Origin of the sequence: Streptomyces sp. NBC_01116 (assembly GCF_041435495.1) — a bacterium.
In the GTDB taxonomy this organism is placed as follows: Bacteria; Actinomycetota; Actinomycetes; order Streptomycetales; family Streptomycetaceae; genus Streptomyces.
The window spans coordinates 8,311,394-8,333,785 of sequence record NZ_CP108644.1; the positions used below are offsets into that span (position 1 = coordinate 8,311,394).

Annotated in this window: 2 protein-coding genes; both read left to right on the top strand. The window is 74.3% G+C overall.

All coding sequences use genetic code 11. From position 1 onward, the window contains the following. The first annotated feature begins 18 nt into the window (after positions 1–18). Positions 19–11,889, top strand: coding sequence for an SDR family NAD(P)-dependent oxidoreductase (locus OG245_RS36100; protein ID WP_371627547.1), 11,871 nt, complete (start codon positions 19–21; stop codon positions 11,887–11,889). Between the two features lie 85 nt (positions 11,890–11,974). After that, positions 11,975–22,369 carry a type I polyketide synthase gene (locus tag OG245_RS36105; RefSeq protein ID WP_371627548.1) on the top strand — a complete coding sequence of 3,465 codons (10,395 nt, stop codon included), beginning with the start codon at positions 11,975–11,977 and terminating at the stop codon, positions 22,367–22,369. Positions 22,370–22,392: the final 23 nt, after the last annotated feature.

Consider the following 22,392-nt stretch of genomic DNA (forward strand, 5'->3'; position numbering starts at 1 on the left):
CCAGGACGGCGGCTCCCGATGGTGAACGACGACAAGCTGAGGGACTACCTCAAGCGCGTGACGGCGGACCTGCACCACACCCGCCGGCGCCTGACCGAAGCCGAGGAAGCGGGCCGCGAACCCATCGCGCTCGTCGCGATGAGCTGCCGCTACCCCGGCGGCGTACGGTCCCCCGAGGACCTGTGGCGCCTGGTCACCGACGGCACCGACGCCATCACCGGCTTCCCCCGGGACCGGGGCTGGGACCTCGACCACCTGGACGACCCGGAACAACTGCGCGAGGGCACCAGCCACACCGCCCTGGGCGGCTTTCTCGACGACGTCGGGCACTTCGACCCCGGATTCTTCGGGATCTCCCCGCGCGAAGCGCTCGCGATGGACCCGCAGCAGCGACTCCTCCTGGAAACCACCTGGGAGGCGTTCGAACGGGCCGGCATCGACCCCGCGACCCTGCGGGGCAGCAGGACCGGTGTCTTCGCCGGAGTGATGTACCAGGACTACGCGGTACGGCTGCGCCAGATCCCCGACGACGTGGCCGGCTACATCGGCAGCGGCAGCTCCGACAGCGTCGCCTCGGGCCGCGTCGCCTACACCTTCGGTCTGGAGGGCCCGGCGGTCAGCATCGACACCGCCTGCTCCTCCTCGCTGGTCGCCATCCACCTCGCCGCCCAGGCCCTGCGGGCCGGCGACTGCACCCTGGCCCTGGCCGGTGGAGCGATGGTCATGTCGACACCCGTCCCGTTCGTGGAGATGAGCCGCCAGGGCGGCCTGGCCCGGGACGGCCGCTGCAAGTCCTTCGCCGCCGCCGCCGACGGCACCGGCTGGGGCGAGGGCGTCGGCATGCTCCTGCTGGAGCGCCTCTCCGACGCCCGGCGCAACGGCCACCCGGTCCTCGCCCTGATCCGCGGCACCGCCGTCAACCAGGACGGTGCCAGCAGCAGGCTCACGGCCCCCAACGGCCCCGCCCAGCAGCGCGTCATCCGCCACGCCCTGGCCAACGCCGGACTCACCCCCGCAGACGTGGACGTGGTCGAGGCGCACGGCACCGGCACCCCGCTGGGCGACCCGATCGAGGCCCAGGCCCTGCTGGCCACCTACGGGCAGGACCGCGTGGACGGGCAGCCGCTGCTGCTCGGCTCGCTGAAGTCCAACATCGGGCACACCCAGGCGGCGGCCGGCGTCGGCGGCGTCATCAAGACCGTCCTCGCCATGCGGCACGGCACCGTCCCGCCCACCCTGCACGCGCAGGACCCGTCCCCGCAGATCGACTGGACCACGGGCGCGGTACGCCTGGTCACCGCGAACACCCCCTGGCCCGAGACCGGGCGCCCCCGGCGGGCAGCGGTTTCCTCCTTCGGCGTCAGCGGCACCAACGGACATGTCGTCCTGGAACAGGCGGCAGACCCCGCAGACCCCGCCGAGCGGGGAGAACCTGCCGCTCCGGCCGCCTCCGAAGACGCCGACGCTCCCGCCGGCCAGGACGCGGCCCGGCACACCCCGCACCCCGACGGCACACCGCCACCCGTCCTCCCCTGGGTGCTCTCCGGACGCACCGCCGACGCGCTGCGCTCCCAGGCCGTACGGCTCCGCGACCACCTCGGCGCCCATCCCGGACCCGGCCCGGCCGAGGTCGGCCACGCCCTCGCGACGACCCGCGCCGCGCACGAGCACCGGGCGGTCCTGATCGGGTCCCACCCCGACGAGTTCCGGGACGGCCTCGACGCCCTGGCGGCCGACCGCACCGCCCCCGGCCTGGTCCGCGGCACCGCAGGAACCGGCGGCGAAGTCGCCCTGGTGTTCCCCGGACAGGGATCCCAATGGGCCGGCATGGCCGTCGAACTCCTCGACTCCGCCCCCGCCTTCGCCGCCCGCGTCGCGGACTGCGAGCACGCCCTGGCCCCCTTCGTCGACTGGTCCCTGGAGGCCGTCCTGCGCGGCGCCCCCGGCACCCCGCCGGCCGAACGCGTCGACGTGGTGCAGCCGGTGCTGTGGGCCGTCATGGTCTCCCTGGCCGAGCTATGGCGCTCCTACGGCATCACCCCCGGCGCGGTCATCGGCCACTCCCAGGGCGAGATCGCGGCGGCGTGCGTCGCCGGCGCCCTCTCCCTGGACGACGCCGCACGGATCGTCGCCCTGCGCAGCCGGGCGATCCGCGCCCTGTCCGGCCGCGGCGGCATGGCCTCGGTGGCCCTGCCCGCCGAACAGGTCGCCGAGCACCTCGCCCCCTGGGACGGCCGGCTCTCCGTCGCCGCCGTCAACGGACCCGCCTCCACCGTGGTCTCCGGAGACACCGACGCGCTCGACGCGTTCCTCGACCGGACGACTGCCCTGGACATCCGCAGCCGGCGCATCCCCGTCGACTACGCCTCGCACAGCGCCCACGTCGAGGACATCCGTACGGAACTGCTCGCTCAGCTGGACGGACTGACCCCGCGCCCGTCCGCCATCCCGTTCTACTCCACGGTCAGCGGCGCCCTGCTGGAGGACACCTCCGTCCTGGACGCCGGCTACTGGTACCAGAACCTGCGCGGGACCGTCCGCTTCGAACAGGCGACCCGCGCCCTGCTCGCGGACGGCTACCAGGTCCTGCTGGAGAGCAGCCCACACCCGGTCCTCACCGTTGGGATGCTGGAGACCGTCGAGGACGCGGGCGCCGACGCCACCGCCATGGGCACCCTGCGCCGCGACGACGGAGGCCCGCGCCGGTTCACGGAGTCCCTGGCCGAACTCCACCTGCGCGGAGTGTCCCCGGACTGGGACACCGTCTTCGCCGACCGCCGCCCCGGAAGGGTGGAACTGCCCACCTACGCCTTCCAGCGCGACCCGTACTGGCTGGAGGACAGCGCCACGCCGGCCGCCGACGTCACCGCCGCCGGACTGACCCCCGCGGACCATCCTCTGCTGGGCGCCGTCGTGGTCCTCGCCGACAGCGACGGCCTGCTCCTCACCGGCCGCCTGTCGGCGCGCACCCACCCGTGGCTCGCCGACCACGCCGTCGGCGGCCGGGTACTGCTCCCGGGCACCGCCTTCCTGGAACTCGCGCTCCAGGCCGGAGCCCGCGTCGGCTGCCCTCGGGTCGAGGAATTCACCCTCGAAGCCCCCCTGGTGCTGCCCGAGCACGGCGGCACCGTGCTGCGCCTCACTGTGGGAGCCCCCGACTCCCTGGGCCACCGCCCGCTCAGTCTGCACTCCCGGCCGGACACACCCGCCGACGGCGACCCCGACGACGACGAGTGGACCAGGCACGCCGAAGGCGTCCTGGCTAAGGACGGCGCGGAAGGCGCCGAGGCCGACGGACCGATGCCCTGGCCGCCGCCCGGCGCCGAACCTCTCGCCCTCGACGGACTGTACGACCGCTTCGCGGCGGGCGGATTCGCCTACGGCCCCGCCTTCCAGGGTCTGCACGCGGCCTGGCGGCGCGGCGACGAGCTGTTCGCGGAGGCCGCAGTGCCCGCTCCCGACGCCGCCCGCTTCAGCCTGCACCCGGCCCTGCTGGACGCCGCCCTGCACGCCACAGGCGTGCCCGGCACCTCCGGCGCGGACGCCCACCCCGAGGGACGGCTGCCGTTCTCCTGGAGCGGCGTGACCCTGCATGCCACCGGCGCCGGCGCGATCCGCGTCCGGCTCGCCCCGGCCGGACCCGACGCGGTGAGGCTCACCGTCGCCGACGCGACCGGTGCCCCCGTGGCGACCGTCGACGCGCTGGTCCTGCGGCCCGTGGGCACTGTCGGCCTCGGCGCCGACCGCGCTGCTCAGGGCCGCCGCCACCAGGACCTCTACGCGACGGAGTGGGTCACCACACCCCCTCGCGGCAGCGGCGCACCCGTCCACCGCACCACCGACCTGGCCACGCTGCTCGCCGCCGTCGACGCCGGAGCCCCGGTGCCCGAAACGGTCCTGCTCGCCCGCGCGGAGCCTGCGGAGCCCGCGTACGCGGCCGGTCCGGACGCGGCGGTCCGCGCGGCCGTCCACCAGGCCCTCACCGACGTCCGGACCTGGCTCGCCGACGACCGCTTCGCCGGCTCGCGCCTGGTGTTCGCCACCCGGGGTGCGGTCAGCGCCGGGGAGGTGGAGGGGGAGGACGTACGCAACCCCGCGCACAGCGCGCTCTGGGGGCTGGTTCGCTCGGCCCGGTCCGAACACCCCGGGCGCTTCGCCCTGCTCGACCTCGACGCCGACGACGAGCACGGCACCTCCGCGGGCGTCGCCGCGGCCCTCGCCTCGAGGGAACCGGAGTCCGCGGTCCGCGGCGACGACGTCCGCGTACCCCGGCTGGCCCGGGTCCTCAGGAACGATCCGGATCTCTCAGCCGATGCGGCCGGGCCTCTCCGGGCATTCGACCCGGACGGCACGGTCCTCATCACCGGCGGCACCGGCCTGCTCGGCTCCCACGTCGCCCGCCGCCTGGTCACCGGGCACGGCGTCCGGCACCTGCTGCTCCTCTCCCGCGGCGGCCCGGCCGCCGCCGGAGCCGAAGGACTGCGGGCCGAACTCGCCGCGCTGGGAGCCGAGATCGCCATCGTCGCCTGCGACGCCGCCGACCGGGTCGCCCTGGCCGCCGTGCTCGCGGACCTGCCGCCCGCGCACCCGCTGACCGCCGTGGTCCACACCGCGGGCACCCTCGACGACGGCGTCGTCACCGCACTCACCCCCGAACGGGTGGACGCCGTACTGCGCCCCAAGGCCGACGCCGCCCTCCACCTGCATGAACTGACCCGCGACCTCGACCTCACGCACTTCGTGCTCTTCTCCTCGGCCGCGGGCACCTTCGGCGGCCCCGGGCAGGCCAACTACGCCGCCGCCAACGCCTTCCTCGACGCCCTGGCCGCCCAGCGCCGAGCGGCGGGGCTGGCCGGCCAGTCCCTGGCCTGGACCCTGTGGGAGCAGCCCAGCGCCCTCACCGGACACCTGGACGCGGACGACGTACGACGCCTCGCCCGGTCCGGGATGCCACCGCTCTCCACCGAACGGGGGCTCGCGCTCTTCGACACCGCCCTCGCCGTGGACCGGGCCGCCCTGCTCCCGATGCGCCTCGACGCCGCGGCCCTGCGGTCCGCGGCGGCGGACGGTTCCCTGCCGCCGCTGCTTCGCGGCCTGGTGCGCACACAGCCGCGCCGGGCGGCCACGGCTGCGGAGGCGACGGTCGACGACAACGCCCTGCGCCGGCGCCTCGCGGCCCTCGACGCCAACGGACGGACCCGGCTGCTCGTCGAACTCGTCCGCACCCACGCGGCAGCCGTCCTCGGCCACACGTCCCCGGACACCCTCGACCCCGGACGGGCCTTCCGCGAACTGGGATTCGACTCGCTGGCCTCGGTGGAACTGCGCAACCGCCTGAACGCCGCCACCGGCCTGCGGCTTCCCGCCGGCCTGGTGTTCGACCACCCGACCCCGGCGGCGCTCGCGGAATTCCTGGGCGCCGGGCTCACGGGCACGGAAGCGGCCAGGGCCGTCATGCCCGCCGTGCCCACGGGGCCGGCCGGTCGGGACCGGGACGCGGACGACGACCTGATCGCGATCGTCTCCGCGGCCTGCCGCCTCCCCGGCGGTGTCCGCTCACCCGAGGACCTGTGGCGGATGCTGGCCGAGGGCCGCGACGGCATCTCCGGTTTCCCCACCGACCGGGGCTGGAGCCCGGACACGCTCTACGACCCCGATCCCGACCGCATCGGCACCTCCATCACCCGCGACGGCGGCTTCCTGCACGACGCGGCCGATTTCGACGCGGAGTTCTTCGGCATCTCGCCGCGCGAGGCCCTGGCGATGGACCCGCAGCAGCGGCTGCTCCTGGAAACCACCTGGGAACTCTTCGAGCGTGCGGCCATCGACCCGTCCACCCTGCGCGGCACCCCGGTCGGCACGTACGTCGGCCTGATGCAGCAGGACTACGCAGCCCGGCTGCTGCCCTACATCCCCGAGGACGTCGAAGGATTCCTCGGCACCGGCAACTCGGGAAGCATCGTCTCCGGACGCCTGGCCTACTTCTTCGGCCTGGAAGGCCCCGCACTCACCGTGGACACGGCGTGCTCGTCCTCGCTGGTGGCCCTGCACCTCGCGGTACGGGCGCTGCGATCCGGCGAATGCTCACTGGCCCTGGCCGGCGGCGTCAACGTGATGTGCAGCCCCGAACTGTTCGTCGAGTTCAGCCGACAGGGCGGACTGGCCCCGGACGGCCGCTGCAAGTCCTTCGCCGCGGCGGCTGACGGGACCGCCTTCGGCGAAGGCACGGGCATGCTGCTGGTGGAGCGGTTGTCGGACGCGCGGCGCCGTGGGCATCCGGTGCTGGCGGTGGTGCGTGGTTCGGCGGTGAATCAGGATGGTGCGAGCAATGGTCTGACGGCGCCGAATGGTCCGTCGCAGCAGCGGGTGATTCGTGCGGCGTTGGCGGACGCGGGGCTGGTGGCGTCGGACGTGGATGTGGTGGAGGCGCATGGTACGGGGACGCGGTTGGGCGACCCGATCGAGGCGCAGGCTCTGCTGGCGACGTACGGGCAGGACCGTCCGGTGGACCGGCCGGTGTGGATCGGCTCGTTGAAGTCGAACATCGGCCACACCTCGGCTGCTGCCGGTGTGGCGGGGGTCATCAAGTCGGTGCTCGGCCTGCGGCACGGGGTGATGCCCAAGACGCTGCACGTGGACGGTCCCACGCCCGAGGTGGACTGGTCGGCCGGAGCCGGCCGACTGCTGACGGAGGCCCGTGCGTGGGACGACACGGGACGCCCGCGCAGGGTCGGGGTGTCCTCCTTCGGCGTCAGCGGCACCAACGCCCATCTGATCCTGGAACAGGCCCCGACCGACCCGGCAGTTGCCGCGGACACGCTCGTTGACGGGCCCGGGACACCGGAGGCCGTACCCGCCGCCGTCCCTTTGCTCCTCTCGGCGCGCACTCCGGAGGCGCTGCGCGCCCAGGCCGCGGCGCTGTTGGACCGGATCGGAGACGGTTCGGGCGTCCGCGCCGCGGACGTGGCCTTCTCCCTGGCCACGGGCCGCAGCGCGCTGGGACACCGCGCGGTGTTGGTGGGCACGGAGGAGAACTCTGCCGAGCACCTGACCGCGCTGTCACAGGCCGCTGCGGTGTCTGGCGGCGGATTGGTTTCCGGTCGTGTGGTGTTGGTGTTTCCGGGTCAGGGTTCGCAGTGGGTGGGGATGGCTGCGGGGTTGTTGGGTGGGTCGGGTGTGTTCGCGGGGCGGATGGCGGAGTGTGAGCGGGCTCTTTCTCCGTATGTGGACTGGTCGTTGGTGGAGGCGTTGGGTTCGGAGTGTTTGTTGGCGCGGGTTGATGTGGTGCAGCCGGTGTTGTGGGCGGTGATGGTGTCGTTGGCGGAGGTGTGGCGGTCGTTCGGTGTGGTTCCGGATGGTGTGGTGGGTCATTCGCAGGGTGAGGTTGCCGCTGCGTGTGTGGCGGGTGGTCTGAGTTTGGGTGACGGGGCGCGTGTGGTGGCGTTGCGTTCTCGTGCGGTGGGGGTGTTGGCGGGTCGGGGTGGTATGGCGTCGGTGCCGTTGCCGGTGGGTGTGGTGGCTGGGCGTCTTGCGGGGTGGGGTGGCCGGTTGTCGGTGGCGGCGGTGAACGGCCCGTCGTCGACGGTGGTTTCGGGTGACGCGGACGCGGTGGCGGGGCTTCTTGGAGAACTGATCGGTGAGGGTGTCCGGGCCCGTCGTGTCGAGGTCGATTACGCGTCGCATTCCTCGCATGTGGAGGAGATCCGTGAGCGGTTGCTCTCCGATCTGGCGGGTATCGCTCCGGTTTCGGGTTCGGTGCCGTTCTATTCGAGCGTGACCGGTGGCCTGTTGGACACGAAGGCTCTGGACGCGGGGTACTGGTACCGGAATCTTCGGGAGACCGTCGAGTTCGAGCGGGCGACGGGTGCGCTGCTGGCCGATGGTTTCCGGTTCTTCGTGGAGGCCGGTCCGCATCCGGTGCTGGGTGTTGCGGTGGGGGAGTCGGTGGAGGCCGCGGGTGTGGATGCTGCGGTGCTGGGGACGTTGCGGCGTGATGAGGGCGGGCCGGAGCAGGTGTTGCGTGCGGTGGGCCGTGCGTGGGAGCGCGGCCTGGAGGTGGACTGGTCGGGTGTGTTCCCGGGGGCGCGGCGCGTCGAGCTGCCGACGTACGCCTTCCAGCGCAACCGCTACTGGCTCGACGTTCCGACCACGAGCTGGGACGTCGCCTCGGCGGGTCTCGCCACGACCGGACACCCGCTGCTCGGTGCGGCGACGCAGGTCGCGGACTCCGATGAGCTGCTGCTCAGCGGCCGGATCGCGCTGGACACCCACCCCTGGCTCGCCGACCACGCGGTGTCGGGCATCGTCCTCTTCCCCGGCACCGCCTTTCTCGAACTCGCGCTGCGCGCCGGGGCCGAGGCGGACTGCCCGGTGGTCGAGGAACTCATCCTCGGATCGGCGCTGGTGCTACCGGACGAGGGAGCCGTCCGCCTACAGCTCCGGGTCGCCGCGCCCGACGGCGACGGTCGGCGGAGGCTCAGCGTGTTCGCCCGTACGGCACGGGACGCCGACGCGCCCTGGACCGAGCACGCCACCGGCACCCTGGCGCCCCGGCCCGCCGGGGATCCGGCCGCGGCCGGTCTGCTGAGCTGGCCGCCCTCCGGTGCCGAACCCGTGGACACCGGCGACCTCTACGAGCGCTTCGCCGAGGCCGGCCACCACTACGGCCCCGCCTTCCGCGGCATCCGTGCCGCGTGGCTCCGCGGCGGTGAGGTGTTCGCCGAGGTGGTGCTGCCGGAGCCGCAGCACGCCGACGCCGCCGGATGCGTGTTGCACCCCGCGCTGCTGGACGCGGCCCTCCAGATTGCCGCGCTGCTGCCCGACCAGGACGGTCGGGCCCGGCTGCCCTTCAGCTGGAATGGTGTGACCTGCGGGATCACCGGCGCCACCATGCTGCGCGTACGGCTCGCCGCCGACGCGCCGGAGGCCGTCACCCTGCACGCCCACGACCTGTCCGGCCGACAGGTGCTCGGCGTGGAGTCCCTGCTGCTGAGGCCGCCGGCCGAGGGCGGGCCGCTCTCCGCGACTGCCCACGCCGACCTGCTGTACCGCCTCGACTGGACCCCGGCCACCGAACCGGCCGGCAGCGCCGCGCCCACCTGGGCCGCCCTCGGCGGTGCCTTTCCCGGCGTGGTGTCATGGCAGGACCTCGACGCCCTGGGGGCAGCCCTCGGAGCGGGCGCCACCCTCCCCGAGGTGATCGTGGCGACCGTCGCCACCGCCGACCTGCCCGACTCCGCGGACCGGGTCCGCGCCACCGCACACCGGGGCCTCGCCCTCGTACAGCAGTGGCTGGCCGACGAGCGGTTCGCAGCGGCCAGGCTGGCGCTGCTCACCACGGACGCGGTACGTACCGGACCGGTCGACCGTCCCGTCGATCCCGCCCAGGCCGCGCTGTGGGGCCTGGTGCGCAGCGCGCGGGCCGAGCACCCCGGGCGCTTCGTCCTCATCGACGCGGCCGGGACCGGCGAGCCGGCGGACGCCCTGACCGCGGCGCTCGCCGCCGGGGAACCCGAGCTGGCGCTGCGGACCGGCCCGCCGCTGCTGCCGCGCCTGGTCCGAGGCGGACGGCCGGACGGCACGCTGTCCCTGCCGGACGGCGCCGCCTGGCGGCTCACCACCGACGGCCGGGGCTCCCTGGAGGACATCACGGCGGAGCCCGCTCCCGCGGCCCTCGCCCCGCTGGCCAAGGGCGAGGTACGGATCGCGGTGCGCGCCGCCGGGCTGAACTTCCACGACGTCATCGCCACGCTCGGCCTGGACCCCGACCCCGAACAGCAGGGCTTGGGCAGCGAGGGCGCCGGAACCGTCATCGAGGTGGGCCCGGGTGTGGACGACCTGGTGCTCGGGGACCGCGTAATGGGGATCTTCGGGGGTGCGTTCGGCCCGACCGCCGTCGCCGACCGCCGTACCGTCGCCCGGATACCGGCGGGCTGGTCCTTCGCCCGCGCCGCATCCGTGCCGGTGGTGTTCCTCACCGCCTACTACGGTCTGTTCGATCTCGGCGGACTGCGGCGCGGGGAATCGGTCCTGGTCCACGCCGCGGCCGGCGGTGTCGGCATGGCGGCGGTGCAGCTCGCCCGGCACGCCGGTGCGCGGGTGTTCGCGACCGCCTCCCCCGCCAAGTGGGACGTCCTACGGGCCGGCGGGCTGGACGACGCACACATCGCCTCGACCCGGACCACGGGCTTCGCCGAGAAGTTCCTGACGGCCACCGGTGGGCGGGGCGTCGACGTCGTCCTCGACAGCCTGGCGCGGGAGTTCGTCGACGCCGGTCTGCTGCTGCTGCCGAACGGCGGCCGGTTCGTGGAGATGGGCAAGACCGACGTCCGCGACCCCGAGACGGTCGCCCGGCAGCACCCCGGGGTGCGCTACCGGGCGTTCGACCTGATGGAGGCCGGTCCGGAGCGTGTCGGCGAGATGCTCGCCGACGTCCTGGGCCTGTTCGAGCAGGGAGTGCTGCGTCCCCTGCCCGTCACCGGCTGGGACGTCCGGCAGGCCCCGGCCGCCCTGCGCTCGCTCAGCCAGGCCCGGGGTGTCGGCAAGAACGTCCTGCTGATGCCCGTTCCGCCGGACCCCGAGGGAACCGTCCTGGTCACCGGGGCCACCGGCACCCTGGGACAGCTCCTGGCCCGGCACCTGGTCGTCGCGCACGGCGCCCGGCACCTGCTGCTGGCGGGCCGGCGGGGCGGCTCCGCCGACGGAATGCCGGAGTTGGTGGGGGAACTGACCAGGCTCGGGGCGTCGGTGACCGTCGCCGCCTGTGACGTCGCCGACCGCGCCGCGCTCGCCGCCCTGCTCGTGTCGGTGCCCGCCGTGCACCCGTTGACCGCCGTCGTCCACGCGGCCGGTGTCCTGGACGACGCCACGATCGCCGGGCTGACCCCGGACCGGCTCGACCGCGTCCTGCGGCCCAAGGTGGACGCGGCGCTGGCCCTGCACGAACTAACGCGCGACCTCGACCTCGCGGCGCTGGTCCTGTTCTCCTCGGGCGCCGCCCTGTTCGGCGCGGCCGGGCAGGCGAACTACGCCGCGGCCAACGCGGTCCTCGACGCCCTCGCCGCCGAACGCCGGGCCGAGGGACTGCCCGGCCTGTCCGTCGGCTGGGGCCTGTGGGAGGAGCGCAGTGAGATGACCGCCGCCGTCACCGCGGGCCGGGGCGCCGGGGCGGGCGCACTGACCTCGGCGGAGGGCCTCGCCCTGTTCGACGCGGCGCTGGACTCCCCGTACGCCTACCGGCTCGCGGCCAGGATCGCCCCGTCCGTGCTGCGGGCGGACGACCGGCTGCCCGCCGTGCTCCGCGGCCTGGTACGTCCCGCCCGTACCGGCGCCGCCGCGGCACCGGCCCGCTCGATGGCGCGGCAGCTCGCCGAGCTTCCCGAGGCCGAGCTGTACCGGACCCTGCTCGACCTGGTGCGTGGCAACGCCGCGGCGGTGCTCGGCCACAGTTCGCCGGATCTGATCCGCTCGGCCCGCCCGTTCAAGGACGTCGGCTTCGACTCCCTCACCGGGGTCGAACTGCGTAACCGGCTGGCGTCCTCGACCGGGCTGCGGCTGCCGGCCGCCCTCGTCTTCGACCACCCCACCCCGGAGGCACTGGCACGCCACCTCGCCCAGCGGGCTACCGCCGCCCGCCCGACGGACGACGCGGCGGTCCGGGCCGGGCTCGACACCCTGGAGGCCCTGCTCGACGCCCTGCCGCCGGACGGCGTCAGCGACGAACTCGCGGCCCGGATAAGGGGAGTGTTGACCCGCCCGCTGCCGAGCGGGATACCGGCCACCACCGCCCGCCCCACGGGCGACGCGGACGACCTGGCCCCCGACCTGATCGAGGCGGCCAGCGACGACGAGGTGTTCGACTACATCGACCGGCAGTTGGGATCCGCATGACCAGGGCACCGGACCGCGCCGTCCCCGCCCCCCGCGCATCCCGAGACGAGCCCCGAGCATCCCGAGACGAAAGCAGCGGTGTCCAGTGAGCGACCAGAGGATGCGCGACTACCTCAACCGGGTGACCATCGACCTGCGGGACACCCGGCAGCGGCTCCGGGAGGCCGAGGCCCGTACGAGCGAGCCGATCGCGATCGTGGCGATGAGCTGCCGGTTCCCCGGCGGTGTCCGCACCCCGGAGGACTTGTGGGAACTGCTCGCCGGAGGCCGCGACACCGTCGCGCCCGTCCCCGGCGACCGGGGCTGGGAGACCGCCTGGCCGTCCGGCGGTACGGTACCCGGGCAGGGGGCGTTTCTGGACGGCGCGGCGGACTTCGATCCGGACTTCTTCGGCATCTCGCCCCGTGAGGCGATCGCGATGGACCCGCAGCAGCGGCTGCTGCTGATGGCGTCCTGGGAGGCCGTCGAGCGGGCCGGTATCGACCCGCTCACCCTGCGGGGCAGCCGTACCGGGGTGTACGCCGCGGCCATCGACCAGGGGTACGCGACGCTGGGCTCCGGCGCCGCCGAAGCCGTCCAGGGGTTCCTGATGACGGGGAACTCGATGAGCGTGATGTCCGGGCGGGTGTCCTACGCGCTCGGTCTCGAAGGCCCCGCCGTCACCGTGGACACCGCCTGTTCGGCCTCGCTGGTGGCGCTGCACCTCGCGGCGCGGTCCCTGCGGGCCGGTGAGTGCTCGCTCGCGCTCGCCGGCGGGGTCAGCGTGATGGCACTGCCGGCGGTGTTCGTCGAGTTCAGCAGGCAGGGCGCGATGTCCCCCGACGGTCGCTGCAAGCCGTTCGCGGCGGCCGCGGACGGCACCGGATGGGGCGAGGGCGTGGGGATGCTGCTGCTGGAGCGGCTGTCGGACGCGCGCCGCAACGGCCGTACGGTGCTGGCCGTGCTGCGCGGCTCGGCGATCAACCAGGACGGTGCCAGCAACGGTCTGACCGCCCCCAACGGCCCGTCCCAGCAGCGGGTGATCCGGGCGGCCCTCGCCGACGCCGGACTGACCGCCTCCGAGGTCGACGCGGTGGAGGCGCACGGCACCGGGACCCGGCTGGGCGACCCGATCGAAGCCGACGCGGTGCTGTCCACGTACGGTCAGGACCGGCCCGCCGACCGCCCGCTGTGGCTGGGGTCGCTGAAGTCGAACATCGGGCACACCCAGGCCGCCGCCGGAGTCGCCGGGGTCATCAAGACGGTGCTCGCGCTGCGGCACGGCGTCCTGCCGCGCACCCTGCACGTGGACGCGCCCACCCCGCACGCCGACTGGTCCTCGGGCGCCGTCGAACTCCTCACCGAGGCCCGCGACTGGCCCGTCGTCGACCGGCCGCGCCGGGCCGGGGTGTCCTCGTTCGGCATGAGCGGCACCAACGCCCACGTCGTCCTCGAACAGGCGCCGGAGCCGGAACCGGCCGACGGACCGGAAGCAGTGACCGACGGGCCAAACACCGTGGCCGGGCCGAGCGCGGGGGCCGGTCCGGCGCCCGGGTCCGGGCCGTCGGCGGAGCCGGCGGGCGCGCCCGGGGCCGCGATGCCCTGGGTGCTGTCCGGCCGCACCGCGTCCGCGCTCGGGGACCAGGCGGCCCGGCTGCGCGCCCGGCTCGCCACGGACGCGCCCGCACGGCCGGCCGATATCGGGTTCTCGCTGGCGACCACCCGGTCCGCCTTCGAACACCGGGCCGTGGTGATCGGCGACGGGCACCCCGCACTGCTGAACGGGCTCGCCGCCCTGACCGGACCGGGCACGGACCTCCCCACCGGCCCGGCCCTGGCTCCCGCCCCGGCCACGCCCGCTGACGTCGTCACGGGCACCGGCCGGGTCGTCGAGGGCCGGACGGCATTGGTGTTCCCCGGCCAGGGCTCCCAGTGGGCCGGCATGGCACGGGACCTGTTCGCCACCAGCCCCGTCTTCCGGGACCGCCTCGCCGCCTGCGACACCGCCCTCTCCGCCCATGTCGACTGGCGGCTCTTTGCCGTCCTTGAGGGCGCGCCCGGGGCGCCCTCCCTGGAACGGGTGGACGTGGTGCAGCCGGTGCTGTGGGCGGTGATGGTGTCCTTGGCCGCGCACTGGGAGTCCTGGGGCGTCCGGCCCGACGCCGTGGTCGGGCACAGCCAGGGAGAGATCGCCGCCGCCGTGGTGGCGGGAGCGCTGAGCCTGGAGGACGGGGCGAAGGTCGTCGCCCTGCGCAGCCGGGCCATCCGGGCGCTGGCCGGACTCGGTGGCATGGCTGCGGTGTCGCTGCCCGAGGACCGGGTCCGCGCCGAGATCGCCCCCTGGGCCGAGAAGCTGTCGGTGGCCGCCGTCAACGGGCCCGCCGCCGTGGTGGTCTCGGGGGAGCCCCGGGCCCTCGCCGAACTGCTCGCCCACTGCGCCGCACAGGGTGTACGGGCCCGGTCCGTACCCGTGGACTACGCCTCGCACTCGGCCCAGGTCGAACGGATCAGGTCCGAAGTGCTGGCCGCGCTGGCCGGCGTACGCCCTCTCCCGGCCCGGATCCCGTTGTTCTCCACCGTCACCGGCGACCGGCTCGACACCACGGCCATGGACGCCGACTACTGGTACCGCAACCTCCGCGGGACCGTCCGCTTCGACGCGGCCGTACGCTCCCTGGTCGAGCAGGGCCACGAGGTCTTCGTCGAGGTGTCGCCGCACCCGGTGCTGACCATGGCCCTCCAGGACACCGCCGAGGCCACCGGCGCGGCGGAGCCGCCCGTGGTCGTCGGCACCCTGCGCCGCGACGACGGCGGACTGCGCCGGGCCCTGCGCTCGGCCGCCGAACTGTGGGTGGCGGGCGCGGCCGTCGACTGGTCCGCGGTGTACGCCGGCACCGGCGCCCGCCCGACCGCCCTGCCCGGATACCCCTTCCAACTGCGGCGCTACTGGCTGGAGCCGGAGGCGGCGCCCGACACCGGACCGGCCGCCGCCGACCCGCACGACACGGCCTTCTGGCACATGGTCGACCACGACGCCCCGGCCGAGCTCGCCGCCCACCTCGCCGTCGACGAGGACGCCCTCGCCCCCGTACTGCCGGCCCTGCGGGGCTGGCGCAAACAGCGGCGCGACGAGAGCGTCATCGACTCCTGGCGCTACCGCATCGGCTGGCAGCCCCTGCCCGACCCGGCGGCCGCCGCCCCCGCCGCCGGCACCTGGCTCGTCGTCCTGCCCGCCGGACACGACGACGACGCACAGGTACGCGGCCCGCTGCTCGCACTCACCGAAGCGGGCGCCACCGTCGTCACGGCCGAACTCACGGCCGACGCCATCCGCCGCACGGACCTCGCGGACACGCTCGCCACCGCCCTCGGCGACCACGCCCCCACGGGCGTGCTGTCGCTGCTGGCCGCCGCCGACCAGCCCCACCCGGACCACCCGGCCCTGCCCACCGGGACGGCACTCACCGTCGCCCTGGTGCAGGCCCTGGGCGACCTCGCCCTCACGGCACCCCTCTGGTGCGCCACCGCCGGGGCTGTGTCCACGGGCCCGGACGACCTGGTCACCCACCCCCGCCAGGCACTGGTCTGGGGCACCGGACTGGTGGCCGCGCTGGAACTGTCCGCCCGCTGGGGCGGACTCGTCGACCTGCCGCCGGACCTCGACGCCCGCGCCAGGACCCGGCTCGCCGCCGTACTGACGGCCTCCGGCCCCGGCACCGACGGCGTCGGCCGCGAGGACCAGCTCGCCCTGCGCCCCACCGGCCTCCTGGCCCGCCGCCTCCGGCGCGCCCCCCGGAGCGGCGGCCGTGCGAAGCACTGGAAGCCCCGCGGCACCGTCCTGCTGACCGGCGGCACCGGAGCCGTCGGCCCGCACCTCGCCCGCTGGCTGGCCCGCAGCGGCGCCACCCACCTCGTCCTGCCCGGCCGCCGTGGCCCCCAGGCACCCGGCGCGGCCGAACTCGCCGCGGAGCTGGCCGCCCTCGGCGTACGACTCACCCTGCCTGTCTGTGATCTGGCGGATCGTCAGGCGGTGGCGGCGCTGCTCAGCGGCTTGGAGACGGCGGGCGACCCGGTCGCCGCAGTCGTCCACGCGGCCGCCTTCGTAGCGCTCGCCCCCCTGGACGGCACACCGATGTCCGCGTTCGAACAGATCGTCGCCGCCAAGGCCGCCGGCGCCGAACACCTCGACGCCCTGCTCGACCGCGAACTCGACGCCTTCGTCCTGTTCTCCTCGATCGCCGGAGTCTGGGGCAGCGGCGACCACGGCGCCTACGCCGCGGCCAACGCCTACCTCGACGCCCTGGCCCAGCACCGCCGGGCCCGCGGCCTCACCGCCACCACCGTCGACTGGGGCATCTGGCAGGCCGAGAACCCCTGGCAGGACCGCATCGCCGGAGAGGACGCCGACCTGTTCAAACTGGAGCAGCACGGCCTGCCCCGGATCGACCCCGATCTCGCCGTCCACGCCCTGCGACAGGCGCTGGACGACGACGAGACCGTACTCGCCGTCGCCGACGTCGACTGGGAGCGGTTCGCCGCCGTCTTCACCTCCACCCGCCCCAGCCCGCTGCTCACCGGCATCCCCGAAGCCCGCCGCGCCCTGGAGGCCGCGACCGGCGACTCGGAGGCACCCGCCGCCGCACTGCTGCGCCAACAGCTCGCCACCCTCGGCAGATCCGAGCAGCACCGCCTGCTGCTCGACCTGGTCCGCACCCACGCGGCAGCCGTCCTCGGCCATCCCACGGTGGACGCGATCCGGCCCGGCAGGGCCTTCCAGGACATGGGCTTCGCCTCCCTCACCGCAGTCGAACTCCGCAACCGGATCAACGCCGCCACCGGACTGCGGCTGCCGTCCACCCTGGTCTTCGACCACCCGTCGTCCACCGCGCTCGCCCAGGAGATCCGCGCCGAACTGCTCGGCCGGCAGGCCACCGAGCCGCGCCCCTCCGCCCCGGACCTCTCCGGTCCGGACTCCGCCGCGCACCCGCCCGCACCCGACGACGAGCCGATCGCGATCGTGTCCATGGCCTGCCGCTTCCCCGGCGGCATCGGCACACCCGAAGACCTGTGGCGCCTGCTCGCCGACGGCGGCGACGCCGTCTCCGACTTCCCCATCGACCGGGGCTGGGACATCGAAGCCCTCTACGACCCCGACTCCGACCGCCCCGGCACCTCGACGACCCGGCGGGGCGGCTTCCTGCACGACGCGGCCGATTTCGACGCGGAGTTCTTCGGCATCTCGCCGCGCGAGGCCCTGGCCATGGACCCGCAGCAGCGGCTGCTGCTGGAAACCACCTGGGAGGCGATCGAACGCGCCGCCATCGACCCGACCGCCCTGCGAGGCAGCCCCACCGGAGTGTTCACCGGCGTCAACTACGCCGACTACGCGGCCGTCGTCGCCCGGTCGGAGGAAGGAGACGGCCACCTGCTCACCGGCAGCGCACCCAGCGTTGTATCCGGCCGGGTCGCCTACACCCTGGGTCTGGAGGGCCCCGCGGTGACCATCGACACCGCCTGCTCCTCCTCACTCGTCGCCATGCACCTCGCAGGCCGGGCGCTGCGCGGCGGCGACTGCTCCCTCGCCCTGGTCGGCGGCGTCGCCGTGATGGCGACCCCCGGCGCCCTCATCAGCTTCTCCCGCCAGCGGGGACTCGCCGAGGACGGCCGCTGCAAGGCATTCTCGGACGACGCGGACGGCATGGGCATGGGCGAGGGCGTCGGGGTCCTGCTGCTGGAGCGGCTGTCGGACGCCCGGCGCAACGGACACCCGGTACTGGCGGTGGTACGCGGCTCCGCTGTCAACCAGGACGGCGCCAGCAACGGCCTCTCCGCCCCCAACGGCCCCTCCCAGCAACGGGTGATCCGTGCGGCGTTGGCGGATGCGGGGTTGTCGGCGTCCGAGGTGGATGTGGTGGAGGCGCACGGCACCGGCACCACTCTCGGCGACCCCATCGAAGCGCAGGCGTTGCTGGCCACGTACGGCCAGGACCGGCTCGCCGATCGTCCCCTGCTGGTCGGCTCCCTCAAGTCCAACCTGGGCCACGCCCAGGCGGCATCGGGTGTGGCGGGGGTCATCAAGACGGTGCTGTCCATGCAGCACGGGCAGGTGCCCCGAACCCTGCATGTCGGCAGGCCCTCCAGCCACGTCGACTGGACGCGCGGAGAGCTGGTTCTCGCGACCGAGCAGCAGCCCTGGCCGCCCCACGGTCGCCCTTTCCGGGCCGGAGTGTCCTCCTTCGGCCTCAGCGGCACCAACGTCCACACCATCCTCGAACACACCCCCCTCGAAGACGACGGCCCGACGGCCGAGGGCACCCCCTTGCCGGCCGTGCCCTGGCTGCTGTCGGCCAAGAACCCGCGGGCACTGCGCTCCCAGGCCGACCGCCTACGCCGCCACCTGGACGGCAGCCCCGTACCCGAACCGCGCGACATCGGGTCCGCCCTGCACGCGCGCACCGCCTTCGAGTACCGGAAGGCACTGATCGGAGACCGGGACCAACTCCACACCCTGCTCGGCCGGATGGCCGACGACGACTCGGGAGGGTGGGACGGCGGTCGGACGGTCGAGGGTCGTGTGGTGTTGGTGTTTCCGGGTCAGGGTTCGCAGTGGGTGGGGATGGCTGCGGGGTTGTTGGGTGGGTCGGGTGTGTTCGCGGGGCGGATGGCGGAGTGTGAGCGGGCTCTTTCTCCGTATGTGGACTGGTCGTTGGTGGAGGCGTTGGGTTCGGAGTGTTTGTTGGCGCGGGTTGATGTGGTGCAGCCGGTGTTGTGGGCGGTGATGGTGTCGTTGGCGGAGGTGTGGCGGTCGTTCGGTGTGGTTCCGGATGGTGTGGTGGGTCATTCGCAGGGTGAGGTTGCCGCTGCGTGTGTGGCGGGTGGTCTGAGTTTGGGTGACGGGGCGCGTGTGGTGGCGTTGCGTTCTCGTGCGGTGGGGGTGTTGGCGGGTCGGGGTGGTATGGCGTCGGTGCCGTTGCCGGTGGGTGTGGTGGCTGGGCGTCTTGTGGGGTGGGGTGGCCGGTTGTCGGTGGCGGCGGTGAACGGCCCGTCGTCGACGGTGGTTTCGGGTGACGCGGACGCGGTTGCGGGGCTTCTTGGAGAACTGATCGGTGAGGGTGTCCGGGCCCGTCGTGTCGAGGTCGATTACGCGTCGCATTCCTCGCATGTGGAGGAGATCCGTGAGCGGTTGCTCTCCGATCTGGCGGGTATCGCTCCGGTTTCGGGTTCGGTCCCGTTCTATTCGAGCGTGACCGGTGGCCTGTTGGACACGAAGGCTCTGGACGCGGGGTACTGGTACCGGAATCTTCGGGAGACCGTCGAGTTCGAGCGGGCGACGGGTGCGCTGCTGGCCGATGGTTTCCGGTTCTTCGTGGAGGCCGGCCCGCATCCGGTGCTGGGTGTTGCGGTGGGGGAGTCGGTGGAGGCCGCGGGTGTGGATGCCGCGGTGCTGGGGACGTTGCGGCGTGATGAGGGCGGGCCGGAGCAGGTGTTGCGTGCGGTGGGCCGTGCGTGGGAGCGCGGCCTGGAGGTGGACTGGTCGGGTGTGTTCCCGGGGGCGCGGCGCGTCGAGCTGCCGACGTACGCCTTCCAGCGGCGACGTTACTGGCCCGAGCCGGCGCCCACCACCGCGGCCGATGTGGGCTCGGCCGGGCTCGACCCGGCCCACCACCCCGTCCTCGGAGCGGCCATCGAACTGGCCGACACGGGCGAGCTGCTGCTCAGCGGCCGGTTGTCGCTGCGTACCCACCCCTGGCTCGCCGACCACGCTGTGGCCGGTACGGTTCTGCTGCCCGGCGCGGCCTTCGCGGAACTCGCCGTACGCGCGGCGGACGAGGCCGGATGCCAAGCGGTGGAGGAACTGACGCTCCAGTCACCGCTGTTGATACCCGCTGACACCGCCGTCCGCCTGCAAGTGCGGGTCGGCGTCGCGGACGCGTCCGGCAGCCGCTCCCTGGACCTGTTCTCCTGCCGCGAGGACGCGACGACCCCGCACTGGACCGCGCACGCTACCGGCGTGCTCACCGCCGACGCCACGACCCGCGAGCGGCCGTCCGCACCGGCACCGGACGGCGTCGGCTCCTGGCCCCCGCCCGGCGCCGTCCCGGTCCCCGTCGAGGAGTTGTACGAGCGGTTCCACGCCTCGGGTTACGGCTACGGACCCGCCTTCCGCGGGCTCACCATGGCCTGGCGCCGAGGCGACGACATCTTCACCGAGGTACGCCTGCCCGAGGATCAGCACCGGTCCGCCTCCGCCTTCGGTGTGCACCCCGCCCTCTTGGACGCCGCCCTCCAGGGGCTGTTCCTGCGCGCTCAGCCGGAAACCGGACCGGGCCCGGACCGGCCGTCCGCCGGCCTGCCGTTCTCCTGGAGCGGAGTCAGGCTGTACGCCTCCGGAGCCACCGCGCTCAGGGTGCGGCTCGGCTTCCGACCGGACGGATCGGTGTCGATCGACGCGACCGACCCGAACGGACTTCCGGTCGCGTCGGTCGAGGCGCTCGCCGTCCGCCCGATCGATCTCGACACCCTCCGCCCGGGCGGAGGCCCGGAGTCCCTCTACCGACTGCAGTGGTCGGCGGCGCCCGCCACCGCACCCGCCGACCCGCTCGGACACTGCGTCGTCCTCGGCGGCGGGGAACTCTTCCCGGACAGCCATCCCGACCTGGCCGCGCTCGGCGCCGAGCTGGACGAGGGAGCGCCGTCGCCCGCCGTGGTGCTGGCCTGGTGCGACCGCACCCCGCGCCTCCCGTCCCCGCCCGACGCCGCGTCCGTGCACACCGCACTGGATGATGTCCTGCGGCTCGTCCAGGACTGGCTGGCCGACCCGCGGTGGGACGACGGCACCCGGCTCGTAATCGTCACCCGGGGCGCGGTCTCCACGGCAGCCGGTGAGGAGGTCACCGACCTCACCGGCGCCGCGGTCCGCGGCCTCGTCCGCTCCGCCCAGTCCGAGCATCCGGACCGCTTCCTGCTGATCGATACCGACGACGCGGCCGCCGTGACCGGTCTGCTGCCCCGGGCACTGGCCGGAACGGAACCCCAACTGGCGATACGCGTCGGACAGCTCCTCGCCGCCCGTCTCACCAGGGCCACCATCGCGACGGACCCGAACCCGGGCACGGACGTGCTCTCGGGCTCGGACCCGGACACATCGTCCGGTATCGCCGCGAACGGGGGAACCGTCCTTGTCACCGGGGCCGGCGGCGCGCTCGGCGGCCTGGTGGCACAGCACCTCGTGACCGCGCACGGCGTACGGAACCTGCTGCTCGTCGGCAGGCGCGGTGCGGACGCCCCGGGACTGGCCGACCTCGCCGCCGAACTGCGCGGAGTCGGCGCCCGGGTGGACGTGGAGGCATGTGACGTCGCCGACCGGGACGCGCTCGCCGCCCTGCTCGCAGGCATCCCCGTCGGCCGTCCGCTGAGCGCGGTCGTCCACGCGGCCGGCGTCCTGGACGACGGGACGGTCGAGTCGCTTACCCCCGCGCGGATGCGCCACGTACTGAGGCCCAAGGTCGACGCGGTCCTCAACCTGCACGCCCTCACCCGTGATCTGCCGCTGTCGGCCTTCGTCCTGTTCTCCTCCGCGTCCGCCACGGTCGGCAACGCCGGGCAGGGCAACTACGCGGCAGCCAACGCCTTCCTCGATGCGTTCGCCCAGCATCGCCGGGCCCTGAAACTGCCCGCCCAGTCACTCGCCTGGGGCCTGTGGGCGCACCGCAGCACGATGACCGGGACGCTCACCGCCGCTGACCTGCGGCGCATGGCCCGGGGAGGCACCTCGGCCATCGGCAGCGAAGAAGGTCTGGCACTGTTCGACGCGGCGCTCACCCTGGACGAACCGCTGCTCGTCCCGGTCAAGATCGACTTCGGCCGGCTCCGGACGGCGGCCCGGACCGCACCCGTCCCGGCCCTGCTCTCGGCTCTGGTACCCGGCGCCCCACGCCGCCCCGCCTCCGGGGCGGACGCCGCGGAAGCGGACTCGCTGCGCAGCCGGCTGACCGCCCTCACCCCGGAGGAACGCGTCGCTACCCTGCTCGACCTGGTACGGAGCCGGGGCGCCGAAGTGCTCGGCCACGGCGGAGCCGGGAGCATCGAACCGGACCAGGCGTTCAAGGACCTCGGCTTCGACTCGCTCACCTCCGTCGAACTCCGCAACCGGCTCAGCGCCGCCACCGGCCGCCGGCTGCCCGCGACCCTGGTCTTCGACCACCCCACCCCGGCCGCCGTCGCCGCCTACCTCACCAGGTGCCTGGTACCCGACGGGCCGGGCGGTCCCGCCGCCACCGGGAAGGCCGCCGGGACGCCGGGCCGGGCGGACCGCGAGGACCACGAGATCAGCTCCCTGCTCGCCGCGATCCCACCCGCTGCACTGCGCCGGGCCGGTCTCCTCGACGCGCTCCTGGACCTCGCCGACCGACCGGAGGCGCCGGCTTCCGCCGCCGACGACATCAATGGCATGACCGTCGGCGAACTCGTCCGGATGGCCCTGGGCGGCGAACGTGACTGACCGACAGCCGCAGAAGGAGAAGC